The sequence below is a fragment of the Saccharospirillum alexandrii genome, from assembly GCF_043641555.1.
GTDB lineage: Bacteria > Pseudomonadota > Gammaproteobacteria > Pseudomonadales > Natronospirillaceae > Saccharospirillum > Saccharospirillum alexandrii_A.
Window position 1 is genome coordinate 492,998 of the sequence record NZ_JBHZRJ010000003.1, and the last position, 25,362, is coordinate 518,359.

Annotated in this window: 22 protein-coding genes; 19 read left to right on the top strand and 3 right to left on the bottom strand. The window is 53.0% G+C overall.

Features of this window, described 5'->3' with window-relative positions; translation table 11 throughout:
• Window positions 1-60: 60 nt before the first annotated feature.
• The 16 genes from tssB (at window position 61) to ACHUE7_RS12575 (ending at window position 20,531) form a co-directional block, all read left to right on the top strand.
• Entirely contained in the window at window positions 61-591 is a 531-nt protein-coding gene (gene tssB / locus ACHUE7_RS12500; RefSeq protein WP_394170262.1) for a type VI secretion system contractile sheath small subunit, read from the top strand.
• A gap of 10 nt (window positions 592-601) precedes the next feature.
• Window positions 602-2,122, top strand: coding sequence for a type VI secretion system contractile sheath large subunit (gene tssC, locus ACHUE7_RS12505; RefSeq protein ID WP_127555886.1), 1,521 nt, complete (start codon window positions 602-604; stop codon window positions 2,120-2,122).
• 320 nt (window positions 2,123-2,442) lie between these two features.
• Entirely contained in the window at window positions 2,443-2,928 is a 486-nt protein-coding gene (locus ACHUE7_RS12510; protein WP_127555885.1) for an Hcp family type VI secretion system effector, read from the top strand.
• A gap of 116 nt (window positions 2,929-3,044) precedes the next feature.
• The gene (gene tssE / locus ACHUE7_RS12515; protein ID WP_213677379.1) at window positions 3,045-3,455 is read left to right on the top strand and encodes a type VI secretion system baseplate subunit TssE; all 411 of its coding nucleotides are present in this window, start codon (window positions 3,045-3,047) and stop codon (window positions 3,453-3,455) included.
• Between the two features lie 63 nt (window positions 3,456-3,518).
• Window positions 3,519-5,231 carry a type VI secretion system baseplate subunit TssF gene (gene tssF / locus ACHUE7_RS12520; RefSeq protein ID WP_394170263.1) on the top strand — a complete coding sequence of 571 codons (1,713 nt, stop codon included), beginning with the start codon at window positions 3,519-3,521 and terminating at the stop codon, window positions 5,229-5,231.
• Entirely contained in the window at window positions 5,195-6,187 is a 993-nt protein-coding gene (tssG, locus tag ACHUE7_RS12525) for a type VI secretion system baseplate subunit TssG (RefSeq protein ID WP_394170264.1), read from the top strand. The genes tssF and tssG overlap by 37 nt, the downstream gene beginning before the upstream one ends.
• 58 nt (window positions 6,188-6,245) lie before the next feature.
• Entirely contained in the window at window positions 6,246-9,032 is a 2,787-nt protein-coding gene (gene tssH, locus ACHUE7_RS12530; RefSeq protein WP_394170265.1) for a type VI secretion system ATPase TssH, read from the top strand.
• Between the two features lie 40 nt (window positions 9,033-9,072).
• Window positions 9,073-11,124 carry a type VI secretion system Vgr family protein gene (locus ACHUE7_RS12535; protein WP_394170266.1) on the top strand — a complete coding sequence of 684 codons (2,052 nt, stop codon included), beginning with the start codon at window positions 9,073-9,075 and terminating at the stop codon, window positions 11,122-11,124.
• A gap of 61 nt (window positions 11,125-11,185) precedes the next feature.
• Complete coding sequence (locus ACHUE7_RS12540; RefSeq protein WP_394170267.1) at window positions 11,186-13,807, top strand: contractile injection system protein, VgrG/Pvc8 family; 2,622 nt, start codon at window positions 11,186-11,188, stop codon at window positions 13,805-13,807.
• Window positions 13,800-16,295 carry a hypothetical protein gene (locus ACHUE7_RS12545; RefSeq protein ID WP_394170268.1) on the top strand — a complete coding sequence of 832 codons (2,496 nt, stop codon included), beginning with the start codon at window positions 13,800-13,802 and terminating at the stop codon, window positions 16,293-16,295. Before ACHUE7_RS12540 ends, ACHUE7_RS12545 begins: the two co-directional genes overlap by 8 nt.
• A complete protein-coding gene (locus tag ACHUE7_RS12550) occupies window positions 16,292-16,810 on the top strand; it encodes a hypothetical protein (RefSeq protein WP_394170269.1) in 519 nt (172 codons plus the stop codon). Before ACHUE7_RS12545 ends, ACHUE7_RS12550 begins: the two co-directional genes overlap by 4 nt.
• Before the next feature lie 76 nt (window positions 16,811-16,886).
• On the top strand, window positions 16,887-17,411 hold the full coding sequence (locus ACHUE7_RS12555) for a hypothetical protein (RefSeq protein WP_394170270.1): 525 nt from the start codon (window positions 16,887-16,889) through the stop codon (window positions 17,409-17,411).
• Between the two features lie 73 nt (window positions 17,412-17,484).
• Complete coding sequence (locus tag ACHUE7_RS12560) at window positions 17,485-18,003, top strand: hypothetical protein (protein WP_394170271.1); 519 nt, start codon at window positions 17,485-17,487, stop codon at window positions 18,001-18,003.
• A 258-nt stretch (window positions 18,004-18,261) separates the two neighbouring features.
• Complete coding sequence (locus ACHUE7_RS12565) at window positions 18,262-18,597, top strand: hypothetical protein (protein ID WP_394170272.1); 336 nt, start codon at window positions 18,262-18,264, stop codon at window positions 18,595-18,597.
• A gap of 538 nt (window positions 18,598-19,135) precedes the next feature.
• On the top strand, window positions 19,136-19,630 hold the full coding sequence (locus ACHUE7_RS12570) for a YwqJ-related putative deaminase (protein ID WP_394170273.1): 495 nt from the start codon (window positions 19,136-19,138) through the stop codon (window positions 19,628-19,630).
• On the top strand, window positions 19,623-20,531 hold the full coding sequence (locus tag ACHUE7_RS12575) for a hypothetical protein (RefSeq protein ID WP_394170274.1): 909 nt from the start codon (window positions 19,623-19,625) through the stop codon (window positions 20,529-20,531). Before ACHUE7_RS12570 ends, ACHUE7_RS12575 begins: the two co-directional genes overlap by 8 nt.
• A 109-nt stretch (window positions 20,532-20,640) precedes the next feature.
• On the opposite strand, the gene nfi is transcribed toward ACHUE7_RS12575, so the two are convergent.
• On the bottom strand, window positions 20,641-21,330 hold the full coding sequence (gene nfi / locus ACHUE7_RS12580; protein ID WP_394170275.1) for a deoxyribonuclease V: 690 nt from the start codon (window positions 21,328-21,330) through the stop codon (window positions 20,641-20,643).
• Between the two features lie 437 nt (window positions 21,331-21,767).
• Here nfi and ACHUE7_RS12585 point away from each other — a divergent pair, with 437 nt between their 5' ends.
• A complete protein-coding gene (locus ACHUE7_RS12585) occupies window positions 21,768-22,004 on the top strand; it encodes a hypothetical protein (RefSeq protein WP_394170276.1) in 237 nt (78 codons plus the stop codon).
• A 96-nt stretch (window positions 22,005-22,100) separates the two neighbouring features.
• Here the strand turns inward: ACHUE7_RS12585 and ACHUE7_RS12590 are convergent, their stop codons facing one another.
• Window positions 22,101-22,790 (bottom strand): glutathione S-transferase N-terminal domain-containing protein, encoded by a 690-nt coding sequence (locus tag ACHUE7_RS12590; protein WP_394170277.1) that lies wholly within the window; start codon window positions 22,788-22,790, stop codon window positions 22,101-22,103.
• Between the two features lie 112 nt (window positions 22,791-22,902).
• Between ACHUE7_RS12590 and ACHUE7_RS12595 the strand changes: the two genes are divergently transcribed.
• Window positions 22,903-23,529 carry a GDSL-type esterase/lipase family protein gene (locus ACHUE7_RS12595; protein WP_394170278.1) on the top strand — a complete coding sequence of 209 codons (627 nt, stop codon included), beginning with the start codon at window positions 22,903-22,905 and terminating at the stop codon, window positions 23,527-23,529.
• Here ACHUE7_RS12595 and hutG read toward each other — a convergent pair.
• On the bottom strand, window positions 23,526-24,497 hold the full coding sequence (gene hutG, locus ACHUE7_RS12600) for a formimidoylglutamase (RefSeq protein ID WP_394170279.1): 972 nt from the start codon (window positions 24,495-24,497) through the stop codon (window positions 23,526-23,528). The two genes, ACHUE7_RS12595 and hutG, sit on opposite strands and share 4 nt — an antisense overlap.
• A 146-nt stretch (window positions 24,498-24,643) precedes the next feature.
• Here hutG and hutC point away from each other — a divergent pair, with 146 nt between their 5' ends.
• Window positions 24,644-25,360 carry a histidine utilization repressor gene (gene hutC / locus ACHUE7_RS12605; protein ID WP_394170280.1) on the top strand — a complete coding sequence of 239 codons (717 nt, stop codon included), beginning with the start codon at window positions 24,644-24,646 and terminating at the stop codon, window positions 25,358-25,360.
• Window positions 25,361-25,362: the final 2 nt, after the last annotated feature.

Genomic DNA, 25,362 nt, shown 5'->3' on the forward strand with positions numbered 1-25,362 from the left:
ATAGGATGTTCAACAAGGAGGTAAGGGACCGACCCGCCTCACGACTAAGGAGTACACAGCATGGCTGATAGTTTTCAAAATGAAGTACCCCGTGCGCGGGTCAATATAGCGCTGGACCTCGAGACCGGAGGCGCCAGTGTCAAAAAAGAACTGCCAATGAAGCTGCTGGTAATGGGCGACTTCAGTAATGGCAAGGGTGAAGGCGATGTGAGCGAGCGCGAACGCGTGAACATTACTTCGTCCAATCTGGAGCAAGTGATGTCTGATCTGGCGCCGGAGATGAAGTACTCGGTGCCTAACTGCATTAAGGACGACGGTAGTGAAATCAACGTATCCCTCACCGCCAAGTCGTTCAAGTCGTTCCACCCGGAAACGGTTGCCGCTGAGATTCCCGAGCTGAGCCAGTTGATGTCGATGCGCAATTTGTTGAAGGACCTCAAGTCCAACTTGCTCGACAACAGTTCTTTCCGCAAGGAAGTTGAGCGCATTCTGAACTCACAGCCGGATTTGACCTCCCTGAAAGATGAATTGAAGTCCCTGATTGCCGAACAACAAGCGGATACCGCAGACGCGGATGACGCCAAGGAATAAGGAGCAGCACATGACTGTACAGGACAGTACCACTCAAACCGCAGAAACGGTTCAGGAAGACGGCAGTATCTACAGCCGGCTTTGCAGTCTGGTTGATATGAAACCCGTCGACCAGCCGATTGACATCAATCTGTTTCAGGATTCGAAAGGCATGGCCGACGTTGCCTCGAATCAGCGCATTACCGCCGCACTCAAAGTGTTTTTTGAAATAGCACTGGAAGCGGGCGAACAGATTGAGCGCATTGACAAGAACCTGCTCGATCAGTACATCGCTAAAATCGATGAAACCATCTCCAGTCAGCTCGATGAAGTGCTGCACCACGCCACCTTCCAAAAGGTAGAGTCAACCTGGCGCGGCCTCAAGTTCCTGACAGATAGAACCGATTTCAAAAGCAACACCCGCATAGAGTTGCTCGATTGCGACAAGGAAACCCTGCGCGAAGATTTTGAAGAGGCGCCGGATACAACCCAGTCCGGCTTCTTCAATCATATCTACACCCAAGAGTACGATACGCCCGGGGGTGAGCCCATTTCTGCCGTTGTGGCCAACTTCGAGTTTGACCGTTCAGCACCGGATGTCGAACTGCTGACCGAGGTTTCCAAAGTGGCCAGTGCGGCGCATTGCCCGTTCATCAGCGCCATTGGGCCCCAGTTTTTCGGCAAAGACAGCGTCGAGGAAATACCAAAAATCCAGGATGTTTCCAGCTACATGGACAGGGCAGAATACATTCGCTGGAAAGGGTTCCGGGAAACTGAAGACTCGCGTTATGTCGGTATGGTTTTCCCCCGCTTCCTGCTGCGCCTGCCTTATGGTGAGGAAAACCCGGTCCGTACCTTTAATTACAACGAAGGTGTTTCGGGTGAGCAGCACGACCGGTATTGCTGGGGCAACTCGGCATTTGCCTTCGCTTCCAATATGGTGCGCAGTTTCAAGAAACACGGGTGGACCGTTAACATCCGTGGCCCCGAGGCGGGTGGCAAGCTGGAAGGGCTGCCCATCCACTTCTATGAGTCCGGTCGCGGTACCGAATCGAAGATTCCGACCGAAGTGCTGATTTCTGAAACCAAAGAGCTGGAATTTGCCGACCATGGTTTCATTCCACTGAGCTACTACAAGAACAGCGATTACGCCTGTTTCTTCTCGGCAAACTCGACCCAAAAACCGGTTGAGTACGACACACCAGAGGCGACGGCGAACTCGCGGATTAACTCCCGTTTGCCTTACATCTTCCTGGTGTCGCGTATTGCCCAGTACCTCAAGGTGCTGCAGCGGGAAAGCATTGGTTCACTCAAGTCCCGCCAGGACCTTGAGAACGAACTGAACGCCTGGTTGCAGAAGATGGTGACCAAGATGAACAACCCGGAACCGGAACTTGCAGCCACTCACCCGCTGAAAGATGGCATGGTGACGGTTAAAGAAGCGGCCGATAACCCCGGTTACTACACCGTCAACATGTATGTTCAACCCCACTTCCAGGTTGAAGGTGTCGATGTTCGGTTATCTCTGGTGTCGCAGATGCCTGAATTGTGATGAACCTAACGGGTTGAAACTGTGAACCCGGTACAATTCGAAGCGTGTTAATCAGTAAACACAGTCAGTCAAGACAAGGTTGTCTTGCCCGGCTGTCATTCTTCAGCTAGCGGCTTATCGATTCCCCGGGGCCGCTCTGAAGAATGGTTTTCAAAGAGCACAGGGATGGAGGCTTTTGCCTGCAAGGTGTTTAGGCACCGTCCCCCTGAATTCTCCAGCAGCGGGCACCGGCTTTGGTCGGTGTGGGAGAATCGTTGCGCGTCGCGCAATGTCCGTACATCCCTATATTGATAGGATTTTTAGTTAAAAGGAGATTATGCATGGCAATTCCTGCCTACATGTGGCTGAAAGACGATCAGGGTAACGACATTCAGGGTTCGGTTAATGTTTCTGGCCGTGAAGGGTCCATTGAAGTACTGGCCTTCGATCACCAGTTGCGCATCCCAACGGATGACGACACCGGTGAACTGACAGGAACGCGCAAGCACGAGCCTTTTGTCATTACTAAGGCTTATGATGCGGCTACTCCCTACCTGTACAAAGCGTGCAGCAACGGTCAGACCCTGCAAAGCCTGACGCTGAGCTGGTACAAGATTGACGAGACCGGTACTGAAGTTGAGTATTTCCGTCATACGCTGGAAGGCGTAAAAATGACGTCCGTCAGTCCTACCATGGCTAACGTCAAGGATCTGGACAAAGAGCGTTACCCGCACCTGGAACAGGTTGCGATTCGCTACCAGAAAATCACCTGGACGTACCTCGATGGTAACATCGAATTCTCTGATTCGTGGGTTGAAGGCCGGTAATACCGACCTCTCAATGCTCTTGCCTGGCATCTAGTTGCCAGGCGACGAATTAGCAACAGGGCATGCCAGGCATGCCCTGATTTTGTCCGTTTTAAGAAATAAGCAGGTGGTATTGAATGTTCACCCTCTACGAAACACTGCACGGCAAACACCTGAACGGTCAGCCTTTGGCTGAGTACCCGGGTAAAGACGAGCGGCTGGCGAGCATTCACGACCATCTTGTGCGTTTATTGAATGCGCGCCAGGGTGTTCTCAGTCATCTTCCCGACTATGGGTTGCCAGATCTGAATTTGTTCTATCAGGATCTTCCCTATTCAGAAGCCGACATGGCTGTTTCCGTAAAAAGCATCATTGAAAAATACGAACCTCGTTTGCGTCAGGTTCAGGTTTCTCCCTTGCCTCGGGATATTCAGTTTGCCGTCGTCAGAATGGAAATCAGCGGCTGGGTCGTGGGTGGTGACCGGGTACGGTTCAAAACCTATTTCAAGAGCACCGGAGAAGCCGAGGTGCTGCAAGCCATCGGCTGAACATAAGCCAGAACGTTTCGGTTGTGAAGAACGCAAGGGAAGCCAGCATATGAGTAGGATGTCATGAAAGAGTACTTCGAAGCAGAAATGCGATTGCTTCAGGATGCGGCCCAGGAGTTTGCGGAAGCATACCCGGAGCAAGCGGCCATGCTCAATCTGAAAGCCGTAAAAGACCGCGACCCCTATGTTGAGCGGTTGCTGGAGGGTATGGCGTTTCTGACCGCACAGATCCGTGAGCGCATTGACGATGGCGTACCGGAATTGAGCGAGAACCTACTCGACCAGTTGAACCCGTCGCTGTGCCGCCCTTTTCCCTCTCATACTCTGGTGCAGGTCACGCCCGAACCACAATGCAAGCAAACCCATACACTGGGCCGGGGTACTCGGGTGTATGCCCGAAACATTGGCCCGGAATCAGTAACCTGTGAATACACCACCTCCGCTCCGGTGACTGTGCAGCCCATTGAAATAGAGAGCGTCTCGGTTCTGGACCGGGTAGGTGGGGGCACCCAATTACGACTGACCCTGCGCAAGCAAAGCGTGTTCGACTGGGCTGACCTGAATTTCACCAACCTGCCGTTGCACCTGCATTGCGATCGCGCACTGGCCTACGCACTGTATGAAGTATGCCTGCATGCCGATACCCGGGTTCAGCTGTCGCTGGATACGCAGCCAGTACCGTCCAACAGTGCCATGACACCTGGCATGATGGACCCGGAAGACTGTCTGTTGCCCTCGTTCGGTAAAGGCCATGTGGCCTTCAGTATCCTGCACGACTACTTCAATGCCCGGGAAAAATACCTTTTCCTCGACTTGGGTGGTTTCAACAGTGCTGACTGGCCAGCAGAAGGGCGCCTGTTAACTGTGTTAATAGACTCGCCTGTCACCTTGCCGGCAGGTCATCATGTACAGCGCGATACGTTTGCACTGAACTCAGTGCCGGCTATTAACTTGTTTGCCAGCGAAGCAGAGCCGGTGCGGTTGACGGGTCTCGTGCCCGACTACCCGCTTAAGGTTGACCACAGCTTTCGCGATTGCGCCAATATTTACTGCATTCAATCGGTATCCGGTCGTAACCCGAGAACCGGTCAGGTTCGGAATTTCCGGCCCCTTCAGGAGTTGCGGTACCGACATCGGGATGAACCGACTTATGCCACTCACACGCGAAAGTCGGGTGCTGGAAGACGGCGTACGTTTGTATCTGTTACTGGAGTGACGCCGGGTGCTGAAGAGGTACTGTCAGTGGATGTGCTCGCCAGTAATGAAAACTACCCGCGCCAGTACCTCGACCTGCACAAACTCAATGGTCTTCATCATGAGGCCTCGAAAGACTTGAAGGTAACCAACATCAGTCGGCCTTCAACAATGCTTACGCCGCCGTCCATGCACGATTTCCAGTGGCAGCTGATTTCGATGATGTCGCTGAACCTGTCGAAGCTCAGTGATGCCGAGCATCTGAAAACCTTGTTGAGCCTCTTTGACTGGAGCGACCAGGTAGAAAACCAGAACCGCATTCTCGCGATAGAAGGCGTATCAACCCTGGTCGAGCACCGTATTCGTCAGGGTATTCTGTTTCAGGGGCTGACGATTCAGCTAGAGGTACAGGAGTCCGGGTTCAGCTCGCGTTCGGACCTGTACATGTTCGGAACCGTGCTGCACCAGTTTTTTGCGAACTTTGCCAATATGACCGAGTACGTAGAGACGAGACTGGTGTCTTTGCCAACTTATAAGGAGTGGGCATGGAAACCAACCATGGGCCAACGGGCAACGCTGTAAATACGCTTGTGGAGCAGGCTACCCGGTTTCACTTTCATCAGTTGGTGGAAGCGGTACTGGCGGCTAGGGGTGAGTCGGGTGCCGTGGCTCGTCCGGATTGGTTACGGTTGCGCCCGTCCGACTGGCTTTCCTTTCCCGCTTCGGATGTGCGCCGCGTCAATCGTCTGCCCGGCAATGGTGTAGAGATTGAAACAACCTTTTTTGGCTTTTACGGCGTCGATGCGCCATTGCCCCAGTACTTCCTCGAAGATGTGACCCATCAGGATGATGCAGGGCAGAGAATTCAGGCGTTTCTGGATGTGTTCAATAACCAGGCTTACTGGCTGTTGCATCAGGGGTGGCGCAAGTTTGAATTGCTGCAGCAGGTCGGCGATCAGAATCTCTTGCAGCGAACCAGCAGCGCCTTGTTGGGGGGGTACCATCGCCGGCACCAGCTGTCGTCCGGGTTACCCGGTGCGCTCGCGGCCCAGTGCCGCAGTGCGGCGGGTGTTGAGTCGGTCTTGCAAACGGCGTTGTCGCTGCCGGAGCTCGATATCGATACCCAGGTACTGACGCAGGTACGCGTTGACCAGGTGATGTCGCTCGATGGCAGTCAGGCTCTGGGTCGGGACACTCTGCTTGGGCAAACCATGAGTGTTATGGGCCGGCATGTTCGGGTACAGACCGGTGAAGTCAATGCCGAGCAAGGCGCTGCCCTAAACCCGGGCGGTGAGCTCGGCCAACGCCTGAATGATCTGCTTGATCAGTATTTGCCCTCAGGCGTTGGTTACGATGTGCACATTCGGCTTCCTGCCAGTGAGCGGGTACCCATGCAACTGGGAACCTCTACCGTGCGGCTTGGTCAAGCCCTGGTAATGGGCGAGGCCGTCAGTACCGATTGCACGCTTGTATTTACCAGCCAGCAATATAAGCAAGCCAGTGTGGAACCATTCAACCCATTATCACAAGTGGCCTGATGGCCCGTTAGTCATTAATTGAATCTTCGAGATCGAATGCAGGTAGGGAGAACATCGCATGGACAATCGAACACTACGAGTACTGGTCGACAAGCTAACCCCTCATTGTGGCCTGGCGCTGGAAGCCGCCGCAGGCTTTGCCGCCAGTCGGGGTCACCGGGAAATTCGCCCCGAGCATTTTTTGCTCAAGTTACTTGAGGAAGGTCAGCGGGGTCACCTCGATGTCATCCTGTCGGTTTTCAATGTTGATCAGGATACGCTCTGGCATAACGTCATTGAACATCTCAATAGCCTGCGCACACATCACGAAGGCAAGCCAGCCTTGTCGATGGCCTTGTTTGAAGTGCTCGAGAAAGCCTTCGTATTGAGCAGTTTGCATTACACGCCGGAATCAATCGACTCGGCTGGCATATTGGAAGCCTTTGCCCAACTGTCCGGGCTGTGGGAGCACGATCAGTGCTATGCGCCGCTGGAGTCCATTTCGTTTGATGCCGTGCATCAGAATTTTGCTGAGCTGGCGAGTGAGTCCAGTGAATCGTCAACGGGGTTTGGATCTGGCTCAACCGGGGCCAGCCGAGCCACAGCACCGGGCAGTGCAGGCGGACCTTCAGCGCTAGATCAATTAACCGAAGACCTGACCGAAAAAGCACGGGCAGGGGGGATGGACCCGATCAGCGGGCGCCACGAAGAAATTCGCATGGCGATTGATATTCTGTGCCGTCGCCGAAAAAACAACCCCATTCTGGTGGGTGAGCCGGGCGTTGGTAAAACGGCCATCGTTGAAGGGCTGGCGCAACGCGTTGTCGCCGGGGATGTGCCCGAGCATTTGAGTGGTATTCGTATTTGTGTGCTCGACCTGGGTTTGCTGCAGGCCGGGGCGGGTGTAAAAGGCGAGTTTGAACGACGACTGAAAGCTGTTATTGAAGAAGTCAGAGATGCCGAATCACCGGTTATGCTGTTTATTGATGAAGCCCACACGCTGATTGGCGCGGGTGGCGAAGCCGGCATGAGCGATGCGGCCAATTTGCTAAAACCAGCACTGGCCCGGGGTGAACTGCGCACCATAGCGGCGACCACCTGGAGTGAATACAAGCAGTATTTCGAACGCGACCCGGCACTGGAGCGTCGTTTCCAGATGGTTAAAGTAGAGGAGCCAACACTGGAAGCTGCCATGCACATGCTGTCTGGCTTGAAGCAACGCTATCAGGATCATCATGGCGTACAGATTACCGACGAAGCCATAGCCGCAGCGGTTACCTTATCGGACCGCTATATCACAGGGCGCTTCCTGCCCGATAAAGCCATCGACCTGATCGACACGGCAAGCGCTCGCGTCACCATGAGCCAGAGCCTGAAACCCCAGCAACTGGAAGGGTTGCAGTCGCGCATCGGGTATCTTGAAGACCGGCTTCGCGCGCTAGATGCAGAACAACGCCAGGGGCTGGGCGTGAACTCCGACGTGCTGGAGCAATTGAAATCCGAACTGGCCTCTTCACTGGAACAGGCAGGCGAGGCAGAACAGGACTGGGCCGTTCAGTCCGAACTGGTCCGGCATATTCAGTCGGCTGGCCATGCCTTGCGCGGCGCAGAAAAAGAAGATGATGTCGGTGTTTTGCTCGAACAGAGCCGGGTACATCGCGAGACTCTGGCCCAACTGCAACAGGGCCGGCCACTGGTTCAGCCTGAAGTGAATGGCACCGCCATTGCCGATGTTATCGCCGACTGGACCGGCATTCCGGTGGGCAGCATGGTGAACGATGAACTGCATGCGTTGTTGAACTTTGAAAAAGCACTGGGCCAGCACCTTGTCGGACAGGACGGTGCACTGGCCGTCATCGGCCAGGCCCTGCGATCCAGCAAGGCAGGCCTGCGTTCAGGGCAGGGGCCTCAGGGTGTATTCCTGCTGGCGGGGCCCAGTGGTGTAGGTAAAACCGAAACCGCCCGGCAAATCGCGGCCCACTTGTTTGGTAGTGACCGCTCACTGATCACCATCAATATGAGCGAATACCAGGAAGCTCACACCGTATCGCAGTTGAAGGGCTCACCACCGGGTTATGTTGGCTATGGCAAGGGCGGTGTGTTGAGCGAAGCCGTTCGACAGAAGCCGTACTCCGTTGTGCTGCTGGATGAAGTCGAAAAAGCTCACGTCGATGTCATGAATCTGTTTTACCAGGTGTTTGACCGCGGTTTCATGCGCGATGGTGAAGGCCGGGAAATCGACTTTAAAAACACCATTGTACTGATGACCTCGAACCTGGGTGCCGACGATATTCAGTGGCGCTGTACGGCCGCACTGGAAAGCCCGGAGGAAAATCCGGTCGTTGATGACGCGGTAGCCGCTGACGAGGTGCCAACCGATCAGACCGCCGAAACGGCTAGCACTCAACCAGAATCAGCCGAACCGGTACTAATGCCACCGCCAACCGTTCAGGAACTGACGACACTGGTGCAACCGGCTATTACGGCGCACTTTGCGCCAGCTCTGGTGGCCCGCATGCAAATTGTGCCCTTTGCCGCGCTCGATGAAGCCGCACTGGCGGGCATTATTCAGCAACGGCTCGACCAACTGGCCGAGCGCTTGCAGACTGAATACCGCATTGAACTCAGGTGTGACCGGCAAGCCATGGACCGGCTGGTTTCCATGTGCCGGGTCAGTGACTCTGGCGCACGGCTGGTTAACCGCGTTATCGACCAGCAACTGATGCCGGGCATTGCCAACCAGTTACTGCACTACCTTGCCGAGGGTGACCTGCCCGACATCCTGCAACTGGATTTGGATGAGCAGCAACAGCTGAGCTTTATTTTTCTCGATCGCCAACCCGATGCTGAATTGAAGAGCGCCTGAGCCTAGTGGCCAGCGCCTGGATATGACCAAGGAGAGACACATGACATTGTCCATTGCCGGAATCAATCGGGCCATGCGATCAGTTGGGCTGGCGGATGAAAGCCAGTTCTTCTTCAAGCTTGCCGACCTGCCAGACGATACCTGTCTGGTAGAGTCGATGCAGATAGAGCATTGGAGCCTGCACCAGGATTACCGCCTCCAGGTTAAGGTGCTTTTGCGACACCGCATCGCAAGCGATGAACTGGTGGGTGAGCATGCAACGCTGTCGATCATGTCGGCCAGCGGCCTGATGCCCTTGCATGGCCTGATCATCGATACCGCCAATGCCGATGGTAACGGTGACTACAGCGGGTTGAACATCACGCTGGCGTCAGTACTTTCCCCATTGAAACGGTCACAGCATAACCGGGTTTTTGTTGATCGCAGTGCGCTCAGCGTAGCGCGAGATATTCTGGAAGAGCGCCTGGGTACCTGGTCTACCGTTGATGTTTTGAGCGAACGCGATGAGCCCCGGGCGATGATGATTCAGTACGAAGAATCCGATTACGACTTCGTTACTCGCATTCTGGCCCGGGAAGGAATCTTTGTTCATCTGTCGCCCGGCGACAATGAAACCACCATTCAGCTGGCGGATGACATTACTCGTTTGCCCCATGCCGAGACCGACATCACTCTGCGTTTCGCCGCCAATGCCGGTGCCGCCAAAGACGACGAGCACGTCAGTGCCGTGAGCCGGATCTTCCGTCAGTCACCCGCCGATGTCGTACTGTCGGACATTGATCCCTGGGGTACTACTGACCTGAGCGCAGCAGTATCGGTACCCGTCGCCACAGCGCAGGGCGAGGCACACCACTGGGCCCCCAATGAAATGGACCCCGAACGTTTGCAGGCGCTGGCCGAGCGCATGGCCGCTGTGCATACCTGGCAGGCGGAAACGCTGTGTCTGGAAACCACTGTAAGAGCGGTACAGCCAGGTATGCTGCTGGAACTGGTGGACCACCCTTCCGACAGTGGGCGCTACCGCATACTCGGTGTCGATCAGAGCGGGTCACAGCGTGCGGCCGCCGGTAATGGACTGGGCGGTAAAGACAACGGCTACCTCTGCAAGCTGACGGTCATTCCGGTGGCCATTCCCTATGTGCCGGATTACCAGCGTCGCGCACCGGTATTTACCAGCTTCACCGGCTGCATTGATGAAGAAGTTGATGAGCGTGGCATGTACCGTGTGCGCTTACCCTTCGATCAGCGCAGTGAAGCTGATGGCCCCGCCAGCCCACCCACCCGGTTAATGCAAACCTTAGGCGGTGAAGACCATGGCATGCATTTTCCGTTAGCCAGGGGCACTGAAGTAAACATCAATTTTGAAAATGGAGATCTGGATCGGCCGATCATTGTCGGTGCGCTCTATAACCGAAACGCGGTCAATCCGGTTACCGATGCCAACGCCCGTCAGAACCTTATACAAACACGGTCCGGTCATCGTTTTCTGTTGGATGACACCCCGCAACAAGAACGCATCGAACTGGCAACCCCGGACGCCAAAAACCATCTGACATTGAGCGCCGAGCAAGATAACCACAAGGTCACGCTTGAAACCCTAGAGGGTGATGCCTTTGTGTTTGCGGGCAAATCGATGACGCTGGAATCCGGTACCGATCAGATCACAACCGTCGGCGCCAACCACAATGTTCATGTTAAAGGCGACCAGTCATTACAAACCCAGGAAGGCACTATTCGGGTTGAATCGGCTAAAGACATTGAGTACAGCGCAACGGGCGCTATTCGCTGGCAATCCAGTGAGGGTGAAATCACCCTCACCAGTGGTGCTGGCATGCACTGGCAAGTAGGGGATGGCCTGTCGGAGCAGGTCGACGCCGGCAACTACCAGCTTCAGGTCCAGAATGGCAGTTTGACTGTAGAAGCCGCCCGGGACATTACCCTGAATGGCGTGGGTTCCGGAGCGATAACCCTGAAGCAAAGCGACGGTACGCTGCAAATAGACAGCAGCGGCAATCTGACTTTGGCTGGCCCAGCGGTAGAAATAACGGCAGACACTATTGCGATAAAAGGCGGTACGGTCAGCAACAATTAAGGTGACCAAAGGACATGGCGGGTGACCCGTACAGAACGCTGAATTTAGAAGGATACTGAACATGGCAACACAACAGACGACAGGCCATTTGCACCTGGCCGGCTACCGCCTGCCCATTCTGGCCCTGACCGGGCGCGAAGCACTCAACCGGCCCTGTTACCTCAAAGTCACCTGCCCAACACCGCTGCCACTGACCGGCACCGAACTGCTGAACCTGCCCGCCTCGGTCGAGCTGCAACTGATCGACGGGCGCAGCCGCTGGTTTCATCTGCAAGTGCAGCAACTGGAACTGATTTCAGACGGCAACGACCGCGCCGAGCTTCGCCTGGCGAGCAAACTGCACCAGGGCACCCTGCAACCGCGCACCCGCCTGATGATGGACCAGACCCGGGAACAGGTGCTGAAACATCTGCTCGCCAGCATGGGCTACCAGCCCCAGGAACTCGACCTGATTCTGGAGCCCGGCCCCGCACCCGATGGCCCCTTTCTGCAAGCCCAGGAGACCAACCTGCAGTGCCTGCAACGGCTGTTGGCCGAGGTGGGCGCCAACTACTGGTTCCAGCACCCACCCGGGCAAGACCATGAAACCCTGGTGATCCGGAACAACCCCGACTTCACCCCCTATCTGCCCGACATCGAATGGGCCAGCGCCGTCTCCGGCCTCGCTCCGGGCGACGCCCTGAACCGCATCACCGACGCCAAAGGCCACTGGCGCTGGCAACCCAGCCGCATCGCCCGGTCGGTCAGCGAGGCGCATCGGGGGGCCGGTAACGCCAGCCACAGAGGCATGACCGAGTTAACCATCGACCAAGCCAACCACCAGACGTTCGACCCACCGCTCGGGCGAGACGCCGCTGAAACCCGGGCCCTCTATGACCAGCAGCGCCGCGATGCCACCCGCTACACCCTCAGCATCAGCAGCCACTTGCCGCTGCTGACCGCTGGCTATTGTTTACCACTGGACGCGCGCAGCCTACCCACCGGTACCCTGGGCGGCGGCACCCGGGGCGATTTCCGCATTCTCACCGTTGAGCACACCGCCGAGGCCGACGGCGCAGGCCTGGCCTACCGCAACAGCGCGACGCTGATCCCCCGTACCGACCCGGTGCGCCCGGAACTGATCAAACCCCCGGCGCTGCCGCCGATGTTCCCGGCCCGCATCGAAAGCCGGTACGACCACGCCGAACTCGGCCGCGACGGGCGCTACTACTTCCGGCTCGACGCCGATGAAGCCTATGGCGCCCGCCAGCCCTACGAGGCCGCCACCCACGCCCAGGCCAGCCCGTTAACCGAACGGCTCGCCCCCTACGCCAGCCCGGAACAGGATGGCATCACCACTGGCTGGCACTTCCCGCTGCTGAACCGCACCACTGTACTGATTACCTGCCTTAACAACGACCCGGCCCGGGCGATGATCCTCGGCGTCATCCCCAGCCGCCACCAGATCGGCCCCGTAACCCGGGACAACGCTCTACAATCGCGTCTGGTTACCCCCGGCCAGAACGAACTGCGCTTCGACGACAGCCTCGACGCCGAAGCCATCGCCCTGCACAGCTTCGACCAGCAAACCCTGCTGGCCCTGAACGCCACCGGCACCGAGCATTACATCAAGCTGGCCGCCCAGTTCGGCGGCCTGAGCATCCGCGCCGGCAAAACGCTCAACCTCACCACCGACACCGGCAACCTGGACGAGCGCATCGGCGGTAACCGCAGCCAGACCGTCAAACTTCAAAGCCACAGCCACATCGACGGCCACCAGCGCCACCAGGCTGAAGCCGACCACCAGCACCTGGCCCAGTTCCACCTCACCCAGGCCGCCGAAGGCGACATCAGCCTCTGGGTGCAACAACGCCGCCTCACCCGACGCATCCGCAGCGGCGATCGCACCACCGACATCCAGCATGGCGATTACCAGATACAGGTCAGCGACGGCGCCCTGGTGCACCAGATAAACGGCGACATCACCATCGAGGGCAACGGCGGTGGAGACATCGTGCTGATCAAGGGCGACACCGGCATCAAGATCGACCCGGCCGGCAACATCAAACTGTTCGGCAAAAAGATCACCCTGCACGGCACCCAGAGTGGTGTGACCTTCAATGGCGAGGTGAGTTACGACATTGGGGGTGGGAATCAGGCGGAGAAAATCGCTTCGCTTGAAGCTTACGAAATTTCTAATCTATGTGAACTGGATTTGTCAGCCTTCCAGGCAACCGAGCAAGAATACCGAGAACGCCCGGAGCAAGAAAAAGAGCCGATGCCTCTTACTGTCCAAGTTCGTACCGCACTTGGGAACCCTATAGCTGATGTTGCATTAAAGCTTGAATCTGAACGTGGCGCAGTACAGCAGGCAACTTCAAATGAAGCCGGTATGGCGGAGTTCATAGCCCTGGAACTTTCAGATAGAGGTAGTGTCAGTTATCAGGATGAAGAAGATTTCCTTCATAAATCCATTTCCGCCGATTTAGTGTGGGTGCTTCAAAAACGGAGATTACGTACCCTCTGCAGGCTCCTTCAAGCTGCAGTCGACTACCAAGCGGTCAGTGCCGTTTACCCCGGTGACTTGGCTCAGGATATTAAAGACACGTTCACCACCGAAGACGACCAAGACGTATTGTTCCCCCTTATGGCAATCGCTGGCTTAATTGGCATGGACGACATGGAGGTTCAAAGCGATGTCTAGGCTGACTATTCGTATCGAATCCTTTCCCAAGTTTGCAACTCTCCCCGTGGGAACGGATGTTTCTTTCAAGGCCCATATTGAAAACCCGGAAGCCATTCCCGAAGGCACGGTCTTCCGGTGGGTCTGTGTTAATGATCCTTCAACCATACCTTGGTATGCGCCTACCAGAGCCATAGGACCCTGGGGAGTGGAATGGAAGAGTGCAGAGTGGACCATACCCGGCCGTCATACCATTATCTTTACGGCACACTTCAAAGATGGAACAAGGCAGCGTGTAGCGATGCCGCAGCGAGTGGATCATGCCGCCAGCATCCTCAAACAAACATTTGATGCCAGCGCGAACGATCATGACCCGACACCCAGCCAACAGTTGCAACACATCAAAACCTATTTGGAAACCTTACAGCACATCGCCAGGGAACGGCCTCCAATAAATGAGGAGCAACGGGAAGAGCATGAGGGAAAAGTCGGGCAGTTAACAAGCTACATCCACCATCTCGAAGATCACATGAGCGGGTTGCACAACCTGGAAGGGTGGGCAGTGGATGCCATGCACATCGACAAAAACACAGCTACCCGAACGCCACTCAGGCTCTGGTTGGTGAATCTGAGCCTGCCAGGCTCGGATGAAAAACTGTGGCGTTTGGTTGACTGGACCAACCCCGTTTATCGATATACAACGGGCACTTACGAGAACGATGGGGATACCCATGGAGAAGCGATTCAGGACCTGATCAGAACCTGGGATTGGAATAACCGATACCCTGAAGGACACATCCAGTACCAGTTCTCGGTACCAAAGTATGGCGTCGACCTATCCGGAGACTTTGAAACCGATGGCGGTTCATTCTGGGATGAAGTCTCGTCATGGCTTGATTACGCCGCCCTTGGAGCAGCAGCGGTGGCCGGAGTGGTAACACTACTGGCGCCAGTGCCCGGTTCCCGCGTCGTCTCGGCGGCCATTTGGACTTCCATCTTTACCAGTACCGGGGCTGCCGCCATCAATATTTCCCAGCGTCATGCCGAAGGCTTTGGCAACTGGAAAGACGACGCCTTCGATGGGCTTTCTATTGTTGGCAACCTGTTCGCGGCGGGGGGCATGGCCTGGAAAGTGGGAGCAACCGTGACCTCGGCCACCAAACTGGGGACTGGAATGCAACGTGCTGTGCTGATAGGGCAGGTGAGCACCGATGGGATGCAGGGCATCCTGTTGGCGGCGGAGCACATCAACCAATATCAGAACATTATGGACGACCCCAGGCTGTCACCGGATGAGCGACTGCAAAAACTGATGGAACTCCTGCGCTCAGCGGCTATTGCCAGTGCCATGACCTACATCTCGGTGAAAGGCACGACGGCCGACCTAAATAACTTGAACAATAACCGAACCCTGCTCAATGCTTCGCAGGTCAACGACCCAGAGGTCCAGATAGACCTGGACACTCCTCCACCTCAGAGTATCCCGGTGGAGGGTGGGCAAACTCGGGCAAATATAGAGGCACAAACGGAACCGGAAAGCTTGCCGCTTAGGCAGGACGGTGCCCGGATGACGGCGCGGCAAATCAGACGGGCTGAGAACAGGTTCGTCAACCCGGACACCTTGGACGAGGCCGCCAACCTGTTGGAGGACGCACGAACTCGATTGATCGACGGTGGAAAGCCGCTCAAATACAGTGATGACGAACTGCTGGATATGTTGGACCGCAACCCGACCATACGAGACAATTATATTGTTCGACTGATGAATAAGAGCCATGTTTTTGACCGAAGCGACACCGTGCGAGACCCCAATAACCTGACCGGAAAGTTGGGCGGCACGGATGACCTTGGCCGAGTAAAATACTGGTCAACCACGTTCGACCAGATCGTCGATAGCGACAGCGACCCGGATTTAATACGTCGCAGCGTAGGGATGGGTGACCAGTATTTTGACCCCAATGAGAAATGGGTTATGGTACTGATTGATCGGAAAAAGCACGAAGCCGCCAGCATAGGCACTAGCATCGTGCCGACCTACGATAATCTGACGCAGTTTGCCTTACGCCAGGCAGGCCATGACCCGGCCAAAGAAGCACTTATTCGGGAAGTGATGACGGAAAGGTACAGCCGAGAGTATTTGCACTATAAGAACATGGCTGACAACGTGGTTGGTAAGGATGCAAATAATAAAGACATTCCGGCTTATAACTTGAAAGATCCTAAGCAATTAGATGATTTTATTTTTACTACATTCGGCAGTAATATGCATCAAAAAAATCTATTTAACGCTAGACTCGAAATTGAGAACTCGTATGGAGCTTACAAAGAGTATGCTGGTAATGGATTAACCAAAAGTTTACATGACAGTGGACCAATACCGCAGTCGCAAAACTATGGTGTAAAAGAGACTTTCACCTATGAAACGAATCCGAAGACACTACAGGAAATGCTTGGAGAAGATATGATCGCCATCGTCGACCTAGATTTATTGCCGGAGCAAACTAAATGACAGCTTCCTTTCCTTACCCTTGTCAGTTGAAACTGTATGATCCGAATGATCCGGATTTCACTGTACATAGCCGATTCAATGATCCTCTCTTTCCCGAAGATGATCTAATTGTATCGACTTGCCAAGGATACTTATGTTTTACAAGCTGGGCTATTGAACCAAACCCAAGAGGAAAGTACTTGGTCGGCCAGTTTGAGTTTTCTTTACCTTACTTAAAGTGGCTCTTAACTGTAATGGCTCGCTTCAAGCTGACGCCTGATCAAGGGGGATATCCTCCTGGAATCATGTACGACATCGTTCAGTTGGATAAAGAAAATGAAGTCTATGTTTTTAGGGGGGCTCACCATGGGAATTATGGTTTAATGAGGTATAGGTTGGAAAATCGAAAACGTCATTCATATATTGACCATCAAATGAATCAAGTATTTGAATTGTACGATACATACTTGGATGAGCATGGCTTGATGCAGGTGTTGTTAGATATTCAACAAAAATATGAGGATGGTCAGATTTAGTGGGTAGCGTAAGAGGTGTTCTCAAGGAAGGTGTTGTCAGGGCCAGTGACTTAGAGTCTTTTCCGGAGAAAGCCAAGTGACCACACAGTCGCGTTATCCTTATCAATTAAAGTTATATAGCCCGAATGATCCGGATTTTATGGTTCATAGTCGGTTTAGTAATCCAATATTTCCAGAAGATGACCTGATTATTTCAACTTGTCGAGGATACTTATGCTTTACCAATTGGGCTATTGAACCTAACCCAAGAGGAAGGTATTTAGTAGGCCAGTTTGAATGTGCCTTGCCTTACTTGAAGTGGCTTCTTGGAGTGATGGCTCGTTTTAAGCTAAGGCCTGAGCAAGGAGGTTACCCCCCCCCCGGGACCATGTACGATATTGTGCAATTGGACAAGGAAAATGAGTTGTACGTATTTAGAGGAGCGCACCACGGTAACAATGGGTTAATGATATATGTCTTGGAGAACCGAAAACGCCACTCATACATCAATGCTCAAATGAGTCAGGAGTTTGATCTATATGATGTTTACCTGGAGGATCATGGCCTGATGCAGGTGTTGTTGGACATTCAGCAGCAATATGAGGATGGTCAGCTTTTGTGAGTAGCGTTATATGTGTCCCCAAGGAAGATGTTGTCAGGACCAGTGACTTAGGGTTTTTTCCGGAGAAAGCCAAGTGACGACTCAGTCCCGCTATCCATATCAGCTAAAATTGTATGACCCGAACGATCCGGAATTTATCGTGCATAGCCGATTAAACAGTTCATTATTTCCAGGGGATGATCTAATAATTTCAACTTGCCGGGGGTATTTATGCTTCACCAGTTTGGCCATAGAGCCTACGCCGCAGGGTAAATACCTGAATGACCAGCTTGAGTTTTCATTGCCTTATTTGAAATGGCTTCTTGGAGTAATGGCTCGATTTAAACTTACACCTAATCAAGGTGGCTATGCTCCTGGAACCATGTTCGATATTGTTCAGCTAGATAAGGAAAATGAGTTATACGTATTTAGAGGAGCTCACCATGGTAAGAATGGGTTGATGATATATGCCTTGGAGAACCGAAAGCGCCATTCATACATAGACCCTCAAATGAGTCAGGAGTTTGACCTATATGATGTTTACCTGAAAGATCATGGCTTGATGCAGGTGCTGTTGGACATTCAACGGAAATATGAAGACGGTCAGCTTTAGTGAGTAGAGCAAGAGGTGTTCCCAAGGAAAGTGTGGTCGAGATTGTTGATTTAGAATTATAGCCGGAGAAAACCAAGTGACCACACAGTCGCGTTATCCTTATCAACTTAAGCTCTATGATCCGAATGACTCGGACTTTACTGTCCAATGCCGGTTCAACGACCCCTCTTTCCTGAAGACGATTGAATAGTATCAACCTGTCAGGGGTATTTGTGTTTTACAAGTTGGGCGATTAAGCCAGACCCACGAGGAAAGTATTTGATCGGCCAGTTCGAATTTTCGCTACCTTATTTGAAGTGGCTTCTTGGTGTGATAACACGTTTTAAGTTGACCCCTGATCAAGGGGGGTGCCCACCCGGCACTATGTATGACATCGTTCAGTTGGACAAAGAAAATGAAGTTTATGTTTTTCGGGGGGCTCACCACGGAAATCATGGTTTAATGAGATACCGACTTGAGAACAGAAAGCGTCGGTCATATGTCAATCCGATTGTCCAGCAGGAGTTCGAGTTATATGATGTTTACCTAGATGAGCATGGTTTGATGCAGGTGTTGTTGGGCATTCAACAGAAGTATGAAGATGGTCAGATTTAGTGAGAAGCGTATGAGGTATCCACTAGTAAGATGTTATCAACAGGAACGAGCATGATTACTATTGGCAAGAGTTGCACTAGCAGCATAAGTTAATCAACGTGAGGCAGACTCAGTTAGCTCAACTATTCAGGGCATTTATGCATGACCCGGCCTTAATCGGTAAAGTTGGCTCTCTCGATACTTACAAAAAATATTTATATTGCGCTGAACCAAAAAGCGGTGATGAACGAAATCTTGAGATGCAAAAGCTGTGTGATACGGAGTCTAGTTTGTTTAACGGTAAGTTGCCCAGCCCAGCCGGGGATCAGCTATTCAATATCTGAATTCTCACTTTGAGCGTGAGAATAATGCATACCATGACCCAGGCCATCCACCGCTGGAACAACAGGCAAGCCGCAGCGCTAGAAGTACGCTTAACGTAGTCGACGATTTTGAAAACCGGCATTATTCGTATGTACAGAGAGAAACCAGTAGAATAATAGACCTTAACGACGCTCTGGGGACGAAGAAGGCGATATCCGGGGCCGGACACCCAGATTTGCCGATTGAAGCAGGCGTCTATTGGAATATAGAAGGTAAAAGACCGATTGTTAATCGGATGGTTCCTTCACCAAATTCAATTTTCGGACGATTAGACGGGGTAGTTGGGAAGTATACGATCCCCGACATTGAGAGCTACATGGAGCACCTGAAAGGAATATACAAGAAAGACCCATTTTTTATGGTCCTACATCCCGAAATGGAAAGGAAGATACGCGAGCATATTGAGGTTAACGATAGAGTGCTTCTTGATGAGGCAGGGCCGCCTGGAATGCATGCGGAAGTTTTGGCGGTAAATCAGCTGTTTCATAGGATGGACTCGGCTGGAATTCCAATTAATCAGGAGAATCTTGGAAAAATATCGGTCGCCACATTCTACTTTCAAGGAAATAGGCATCGCGGAAATCACTTTCCAGCGTGCAACAATTGTGGTGGCATTCTTTCCGAACCAATAAGTATTAGAACGGGCCGGTCTGGGGTTTCTGATGAATAATATTTTTAGAGTTGCAAATATGACTGCCGTACGCTATGAACATAGGCTTGCCATGGTGCGTAATCAAAGTTATAGCGGTATCGCCCTAGAGCGTGGTAGCGATGGGTTATTTAGAGCTAAATTTTTCCAAGAAGGTATGTTAACAGAGAATTGGCTGTCAAAGTACGGCATTGCCGATGATGAATTATGGATTCCTGAGTCAGATGATCGAGTGGAGTATGATCACGATGAGTTGGCATTGGTGGACGGAAAGCTTTTTTTTGGAATAGTATTTGAAGTAGATAAAGGAGTTCTTCGTCAAATGTGCCTGTATACTAAGAATACGGGATGGGTCGATATTGAGAATACTGAAAAGGGATGTATTTCTTCAATTGATTGCTTCTTTCCAGGAAAGTATACGTTTAAATTTAATAAGAACAGAAATGGCAGCCTTTCTGCTTTGGTATATGGTAAACACAGTGCCGAAGGTGTGGAGGGGGCACTAATAGACATTAGTGGAAGTGAAGACTTCTCTGCATCTATAAGTATGAGCGGTAGTTTTGATAAGAATTTTATTGATGAACTTAATGACAGAATACGATTTTACTCTGTGGATGTGCCCCTTCCAAAAGAATACAAGAGCATAACCTATATGAGGTGTTCATTGAATTCTATGACTGTTGAGCCTATTAAAAATACTCTGGATAGTATAGGTTTTGAAAAAGCGAAAGAAATGACTGTTTTTTCACTGGATGTAAATCTAGATGCTCTTCTGGAAATGATTGGTTTTGCGAAAGTAAAGGAAGTTGTATTTGAGTATCAGAATAAGAAAACGCCCGTTCCAACAGAGCTGGTCGAGGCTATAAAAAATGCTTGTCCCGGTCTAAAAGTGGAGGTTAATAACCCGACACATACAGCATGATTAACTTGGTGGTTACGGCTAGTGTAACCACCAACGGCTTTTAGAATGAGTGTTGCATTACTCAGTAAGGATATACATCTAGTAGAAAACTAACTTGGGTTTCTTCAGCCTAGGGTGTTCCCATTTCCAGGTCTTTAATCACCTTCCTAACTGCCTGGTCTGAGAATCTCGTAGTTTCGGGTAGACGATAGTTTGGAGAGAGCTCCAGTACCCATTGGCAGGCGGTAGGTAGAGATATCTTATGCCCAATTGACACATAAATTGGCTTGATACCAGTTTGGGTTCTTAGTGCCGCGCCTATCACTTCACCCTCGTCAACAAGTGGTGTTATGGAGCCACGCTCTTTGTCAGGTTCTGTTTCCTGACCAATTAAGCGTGATTTTCCGCACCCGATAGTTGGAATATCGAATAAAACGCCGAGGTGACAGGCTAGCCCAAACCTTCGCGGGTGAGCCAGGCCCTGGCCATCACATACCACTAGCTGAGGCGTGGATGATAGCTGTTCGAATGCCTTGATAATAGGTGGCAGCTCGCGGAAAGAGAACAGGCCAGGTATATAGGGGAACTGTTCCTGATCTTGAATGGAGACTGTCTCTACCAGTTCACCTGAGGCTGCATCCAGCACAGCAACGGCCGCAACAAGGGTATTGCTGTGTTTTGAATAGGCAACATCAACGCCCGCAACCAGTGTGACAGGCTCGAGCTCGTCCGTACGAATGACTTTTGAAGCCAGGTCTCTCTGCAGTGCTATGGCTTCTTGCTCACTGATATCCCAGGAGTGGTGTATGGCTGGTTGCACGTTGTTTTTACCCGCTTGTGACTGCTTAGGGTTGCTGTGAGTTGATGTTTTGAAAGCGTTCTATTGTACAAGATTTAATCTTACAACCGAACTGCAATTGTCAATTGTTAGGATTGAATGCCACCATAGGACCATTTAGCCACAGTATCTCGATTTAATGACGCCTCAGAATACCAACAAGATATCGCAGAGTTATGCCAGTTTGAAATGGGGAGTGTGTGAATTCATCGAGAAGGTTTCATCAACCTTGTGATCGAGTTATCAACGTTTGCCCGTGAGTGTCAGTATCCTTCCTCGCGGTTTAAAGGCAAGTGTACGCACGGGTTATAGATTCTCGCGCTTTGCTTGTTTGTAGTCATTTCAATGAAGCGTTGCAGTTGTAGCAGCAAACTCATTGCAGATGTAAAGGATAATTGTTGTTGAAAGGGAGCATTACCATGGATTCGATATCATCTATTCCGGTATTGAGAGAGCTGGATTTCAGTCAGAAAGTGAGCTTGCAGCGGTTGTATCAAAAGGAGCGGAAGGGTGGGGCCCTGAGCATTCAGGAACAGGACTTTCTGGACCAATACCGGGAGGAGCTGATTCGTGAGTTGTACAAAACCCGGTCGGTGTGGCCGACAATAATCTTAATGTCGATTAGTGTTTTGCTGTATCTGGTTTACAGCACTTAGCTGGCTAGCTGCAGCCTGCGCTCAGTAATGCAGGCTGGTACGAACCTGAGAAAGCCTTTTTAGCTTGCTCAGGTTCTTATACGCATGTCATATGAATCAGCTGTTCGGCATGCACACTTGTGAGCCTTTTTCTACGGCAGGTCGCGCGTAGAAGCGTTCGCAGTACTGCATAACGTTGTTATAGGCAGCGGTATCCAGCGCTTCATGTCCTTCGTAAAAGTCGAGCGCCTTTATCCAGGGGCCAATGGCCATATCGGCGATGGTCAGCTCATCACCCATGATCCACTCCTGGCCCTGTAGGCGTTGGTTGAGCACGCCCAGAAGACGTTTCGATTCGCTGGTGAAGCGTTCCACTCCATAGCTATCGGATGTTTTGTCAGCGGCGAACTTATAAAAGTGACCGAACTGACCAAACATCGGGCCAACATGCGCCACCTGGAAAAATAGCCATTGCAGGGTTTCCCAGCGCTTTGCTGGGTCTTTGGGCAGGAACTGTCCGGTTTTTTCCGCCAGGTACATCAGAATGGCGCCGGTTTCCATCATGGCAATGCGTTCACCATTGGGGCCATTTGGGTCGACGATGGCGGGTATCTTGTTGTTCGGGTTGAGTTTCAGGAAGTCTTCATCGAACTGGTCGTTTTTAATGATATTGACCAGATGCGGTTCATAGGGAAGGCCCGTTTCTTCGAGCATGATAGACACTTTCTGACCATTCGGGGTGCCCATGGAGTAAAGCTGAAGAACAGTTGGGTCAGCGGCGGGCCAGCGTTTTGGGAAGTTGGACATCGTATGCTCCGGTTTGTTGTAAGGTAACTTTGGGAGAATGGGGCTGTTTTGAGTGTAGACAAGCGGGTAATCTGCCAGGCTTCCACAAACACTTTGACCGAGGACTTCAAAGATGGTGAACAACCGCTCCCGACTGCTGTTTCTGGGTGATTCAGTCACCGATTGCGACCGGGATAGAAGCATTCGTCAACCCAATCGGCCTGAGGCGCTGGGAACCGGCTGGGTGCATAGGGTGGCTACCGAGTGGCTGGCACAGAACCCAGAGGCCCAGGTCTGGAATCGGGGGTATTCCGGTTGTGAAATAGGCGAGCTGCTGGATCAGGAAGGCTGGCAGCCGGTCAAGCAGGGCGGATACGACTTTATTACCGTCATGATCGGCATCAACGACATCTGGCACCCGTTTGAAGAGAATCAACCCCATCAGATTGCAACCAACCTGGCCGATGTTCAGGCATTAATAGAACGCCTGAAACCGCTCACCCGCCAATTGATTGTGGTCGAACCCTTTGCCATACCGGGCAGTGCCGTCACCGAAGTCTGGTGGCCGCTGCTGGCCGAGTTGCAAGCAGGCCAGCGCTCAATAGCGCAGAAATACGACGCTCTGTGGATGCCCGTGCAGGCCGACTTTGAAGCAGGCAGCGCTACTCAGCCAGTTTTGTGGGCCTACGATGGCGTTCATCCCGGCGTATTGGGTCACCGTTGGTTGGCTCAACGCTGGCTGGATACGGTTCTGGGTTAAACACTGATCCGCCCCGGTGTTTGCAGGGCATCCATTTCCCATACCAGACGCGCCGCAAGTTTGGCGGTGCGGTTATCCTGATCGTAACCCGGGTTCAGCTCTGCGATATCGGCCATTAGCCACTGGCAACTGGCAAACTGGCAGCACCGTTGCACTTCTGTCAGGCAATTCAACAGGAAGGTCGGAGAAATGCCAACTGCCGCCGGGGCACTGACGCCGGGGGCATATCCTGCAGGTAGCACGTCGAGGCACACTGTCACATACAGATAATCCAGCTCGCCAATAAACCGCCTGATAAAGGGCGTGGCGTGTACGTCGGTACAGTTCAGGTCGCGCAGGTAGTGAACGCCCAGATCTTCGGCGGTGTCGAACAGCCGCGGGGTGTTGACTGCTTCACTGATGCCGATGCAGGCGTAGTGGAATGGTTGATCGCGCTGCTTACAATCCTGTGCTATCTGGTAAAACGGTGTGCCCGAGGTGGCGTCGGGCGCGGGTTCGCGCAAATCAAAATGGGCATCAAAATTTAGAATACCCAACCGCGCATCGGGGTCGTTCTGGTCTAGCCACTGTCGCAGCCCGGTATAACTTGCGTAGCCAATTTCATGGCCACCGCCCAGGCCGATGACAAAGTGGCCCTCTTGCAACCGGGCTGCCACCCGGTCACCAAACGCGATCTGGCTTGCTGGCAAATCCTCATCGGCACAGTGCACAGTGCCATCGTCATACAAGGCGCGATCAGAATGGGCCGCCAGACTGGCCAATGCCGAGCGCAGGGCGTTTGGGCCTTCAGCCGCCCCCGTGCGGCCCTGGTTCAACTGCACACCACGGTCACTGGCGAAGCTAATCAGGCAGGTGCCGGGCACCTCGGCCACTGGTTCAGCAATGCGTTGGTGCCAGCGCTGGCTGCGTGGCCCCACATCGGGGTCGATACGGCCATGCCAGGGTGCTTTGTCAAAGGGTTGCCACATGGGCTTCTCCTGTTGGTTCGCGAATGTACGATCACTCAATGCCTTTGATGTCGGTTCGAACTTGACCTGCCTGAAGCGCTGTTTCACCATGCGGTCACTGCCAGCGACACCCGGTTGCTGTCCTTCACCACCCGAGTACCCCGACTGTGAGTTCACGCCAGCCCCGCTATCTGCAAATCAAAGAGTATCTGATGACCCGGATTCGCAGCGGTGAATTTGCACCGGACCATCAAATTCCTCCCGAAGAAAAGTTAGCTCAAAGTTTCGGTGTTAGCCGCATGACGGCCAACAAGGCCATTCGCGACCTCGTTCAGGAAGGTTACCTGGTGCGTCAGGCCGGTCTTGGAACCTTTGTGACCGATCAGAAAGCCGAATCGCCTCTGAACGATGTCAACAACATTGCCGACGAAGTGCGCCAGCGCGGCCATCAGTACAGCAACCGGGTGCTGCGCTGCGAAGCCGTTGCCGCCGATGACGAAACCGCGCTCAAACTGGGCGTGCGCATGGGCGCCGAGGTTTTTCACAGTGTGCTGATCCACCTCGATAACGACCGCCCGATTCAACTCGAAGACCGTTTCGTCAACCCGCGCTGGGTGCCGGATTATCTTGAAACCGACTTCAGCCAGCACACGCCCAACGAAATTCTCGTCGCCCGCTGCCCGATTACCGATCTCGAACACGTTGTCGAGGCCATGCTGCCGGATGCCCAGACCGCAGACTGGCTGGAAACCGATACCGGACAACCCTGTCTGTGCATGACTCGGCGCACCTGGTCGGGCGAGCATCTGATCAGCTACGCCCGGCTGATCTTCCCGGGCGACCGCTACAAACTGCGCAGCGCCCAGAGACGAACCCCCAACTGAAC

What these genes read in the sequence shown, in the direction of transcription:
- tssF (WP_394170263.1), top strand. Translation starts at nt 3,519, where the DNA reads ATGAAAGAGTACTTCGAAGCAGAAATGCGATTGCTTCAGGATGCGGCC.
- ACHUE7_RS12585 (WP_394170276.1), top strand. Translation starts at nt 21,768, where the DNA reads ATGGATTCGATATCATCTATTCCGGTATTGAGAGAGCTGGATTTCAGT.
- tssE (WP_213677379.1), top strand. Translation starts at nt 3,045, where the DNA reads ATGTTCACCCTCTACGAAACACTGCACGGCAAACACCTGAACGGTCAG.
- ACHUE7_RS12540 (WP_394170267.1), top strand. Translation starts at nt 11,186, where the DNA reads ATGGCAACACAACAGACGACAGGCCATTTGCACCTGGCCGGCTACCGC.
- tssB (WP_394170262.1), top strand. Translation starts at nt 61, where the DNA reads ATGGCTGATAGTTTTCAAAATGAAGTACCCCGTGCGCGGGTCAATATA.
- ACHUE7_RS12575 (WP_394170274.1), top strand. Translation starts at nt 19,623, where the DNA reads ATGAATAATATTTTTAGAGTTGCAAATATGACTGCCGTACGCTATGAA.
- ACHUE7_RS12550 (WP_394170269.1), top strand. Translation starts at nt 16,292, where the DNA reads ATGACAGCTTCCTTTCCTTACCCTTGTCAGTTGAAACTGTATGATCCG.
- ACHUE7_RS12535 (WP_394170266.1), top strand. Translation starts at nt 9,073, where the DNA reads ATGACATTGTCCATTGCCGGAATCAATCGGGCCATGCGATCAGTTGGG.
- hutG (WP_394170279.1), bottom strand. Translation starts at nt 24,497, where the DNA reads ATGTGGCAACCCTTTGACAAAGCACCCTGGCATGGCCGTATCGACCCC.
- ACHUE7_RS12510 (WP_127555885.1), top strand. Translation starts at nt 2,443, where the DNA reads ATGGCAATTCCTGCCTACATGTGGCTGAAAGACGATCAGGGTAACGAC.
- ACHUE7_RS12545 (WP_394170268.1), top strand. Translation starts at nt 13,800, where the DNA reads ATGTCTAGGCTGACTATTCGTATCGAATCCTTTCCCAAGTTTGCAACT.
- ACHUE7_RS12595 (WP_394170278.1), top strand. Translation starts at nt 22,903, where the DNA reads ATGGTGAACAACCGCTCCCGACTGCTGTTTCTGGGTGATTCAGTCACC.
- ACHUE7_RS12590 (WP_394170277.1), bottom strand. Translation starts at nt 22,790, where the DNA reads ATGTCCAACTTCCCAAAACGCTGGCCCGCCGCTGACCCAACTGTTCTT.
- tssC (WP_127555886.1), top strand. Translation starts at nt 602, where the DNA reads ATGACTGTACAGGACAGTACCACTCAAACCGCAGAAACGGTTCAGGAA.
- tssH (WP_394170265.1), top strand. Translation starts at nt 6,246, where the DNA reads ATGGACAATCGAACACTACGAGTACTGGTCGACAAGCTAACCCCTCAT.
- tssG (WP_394170264.1), top strand. Translation starts at nt 5,195, where the DNA reads ATGGAAACCAACCATGGGCCAACGGGCAACGCTGTAAATACGCTTGTG.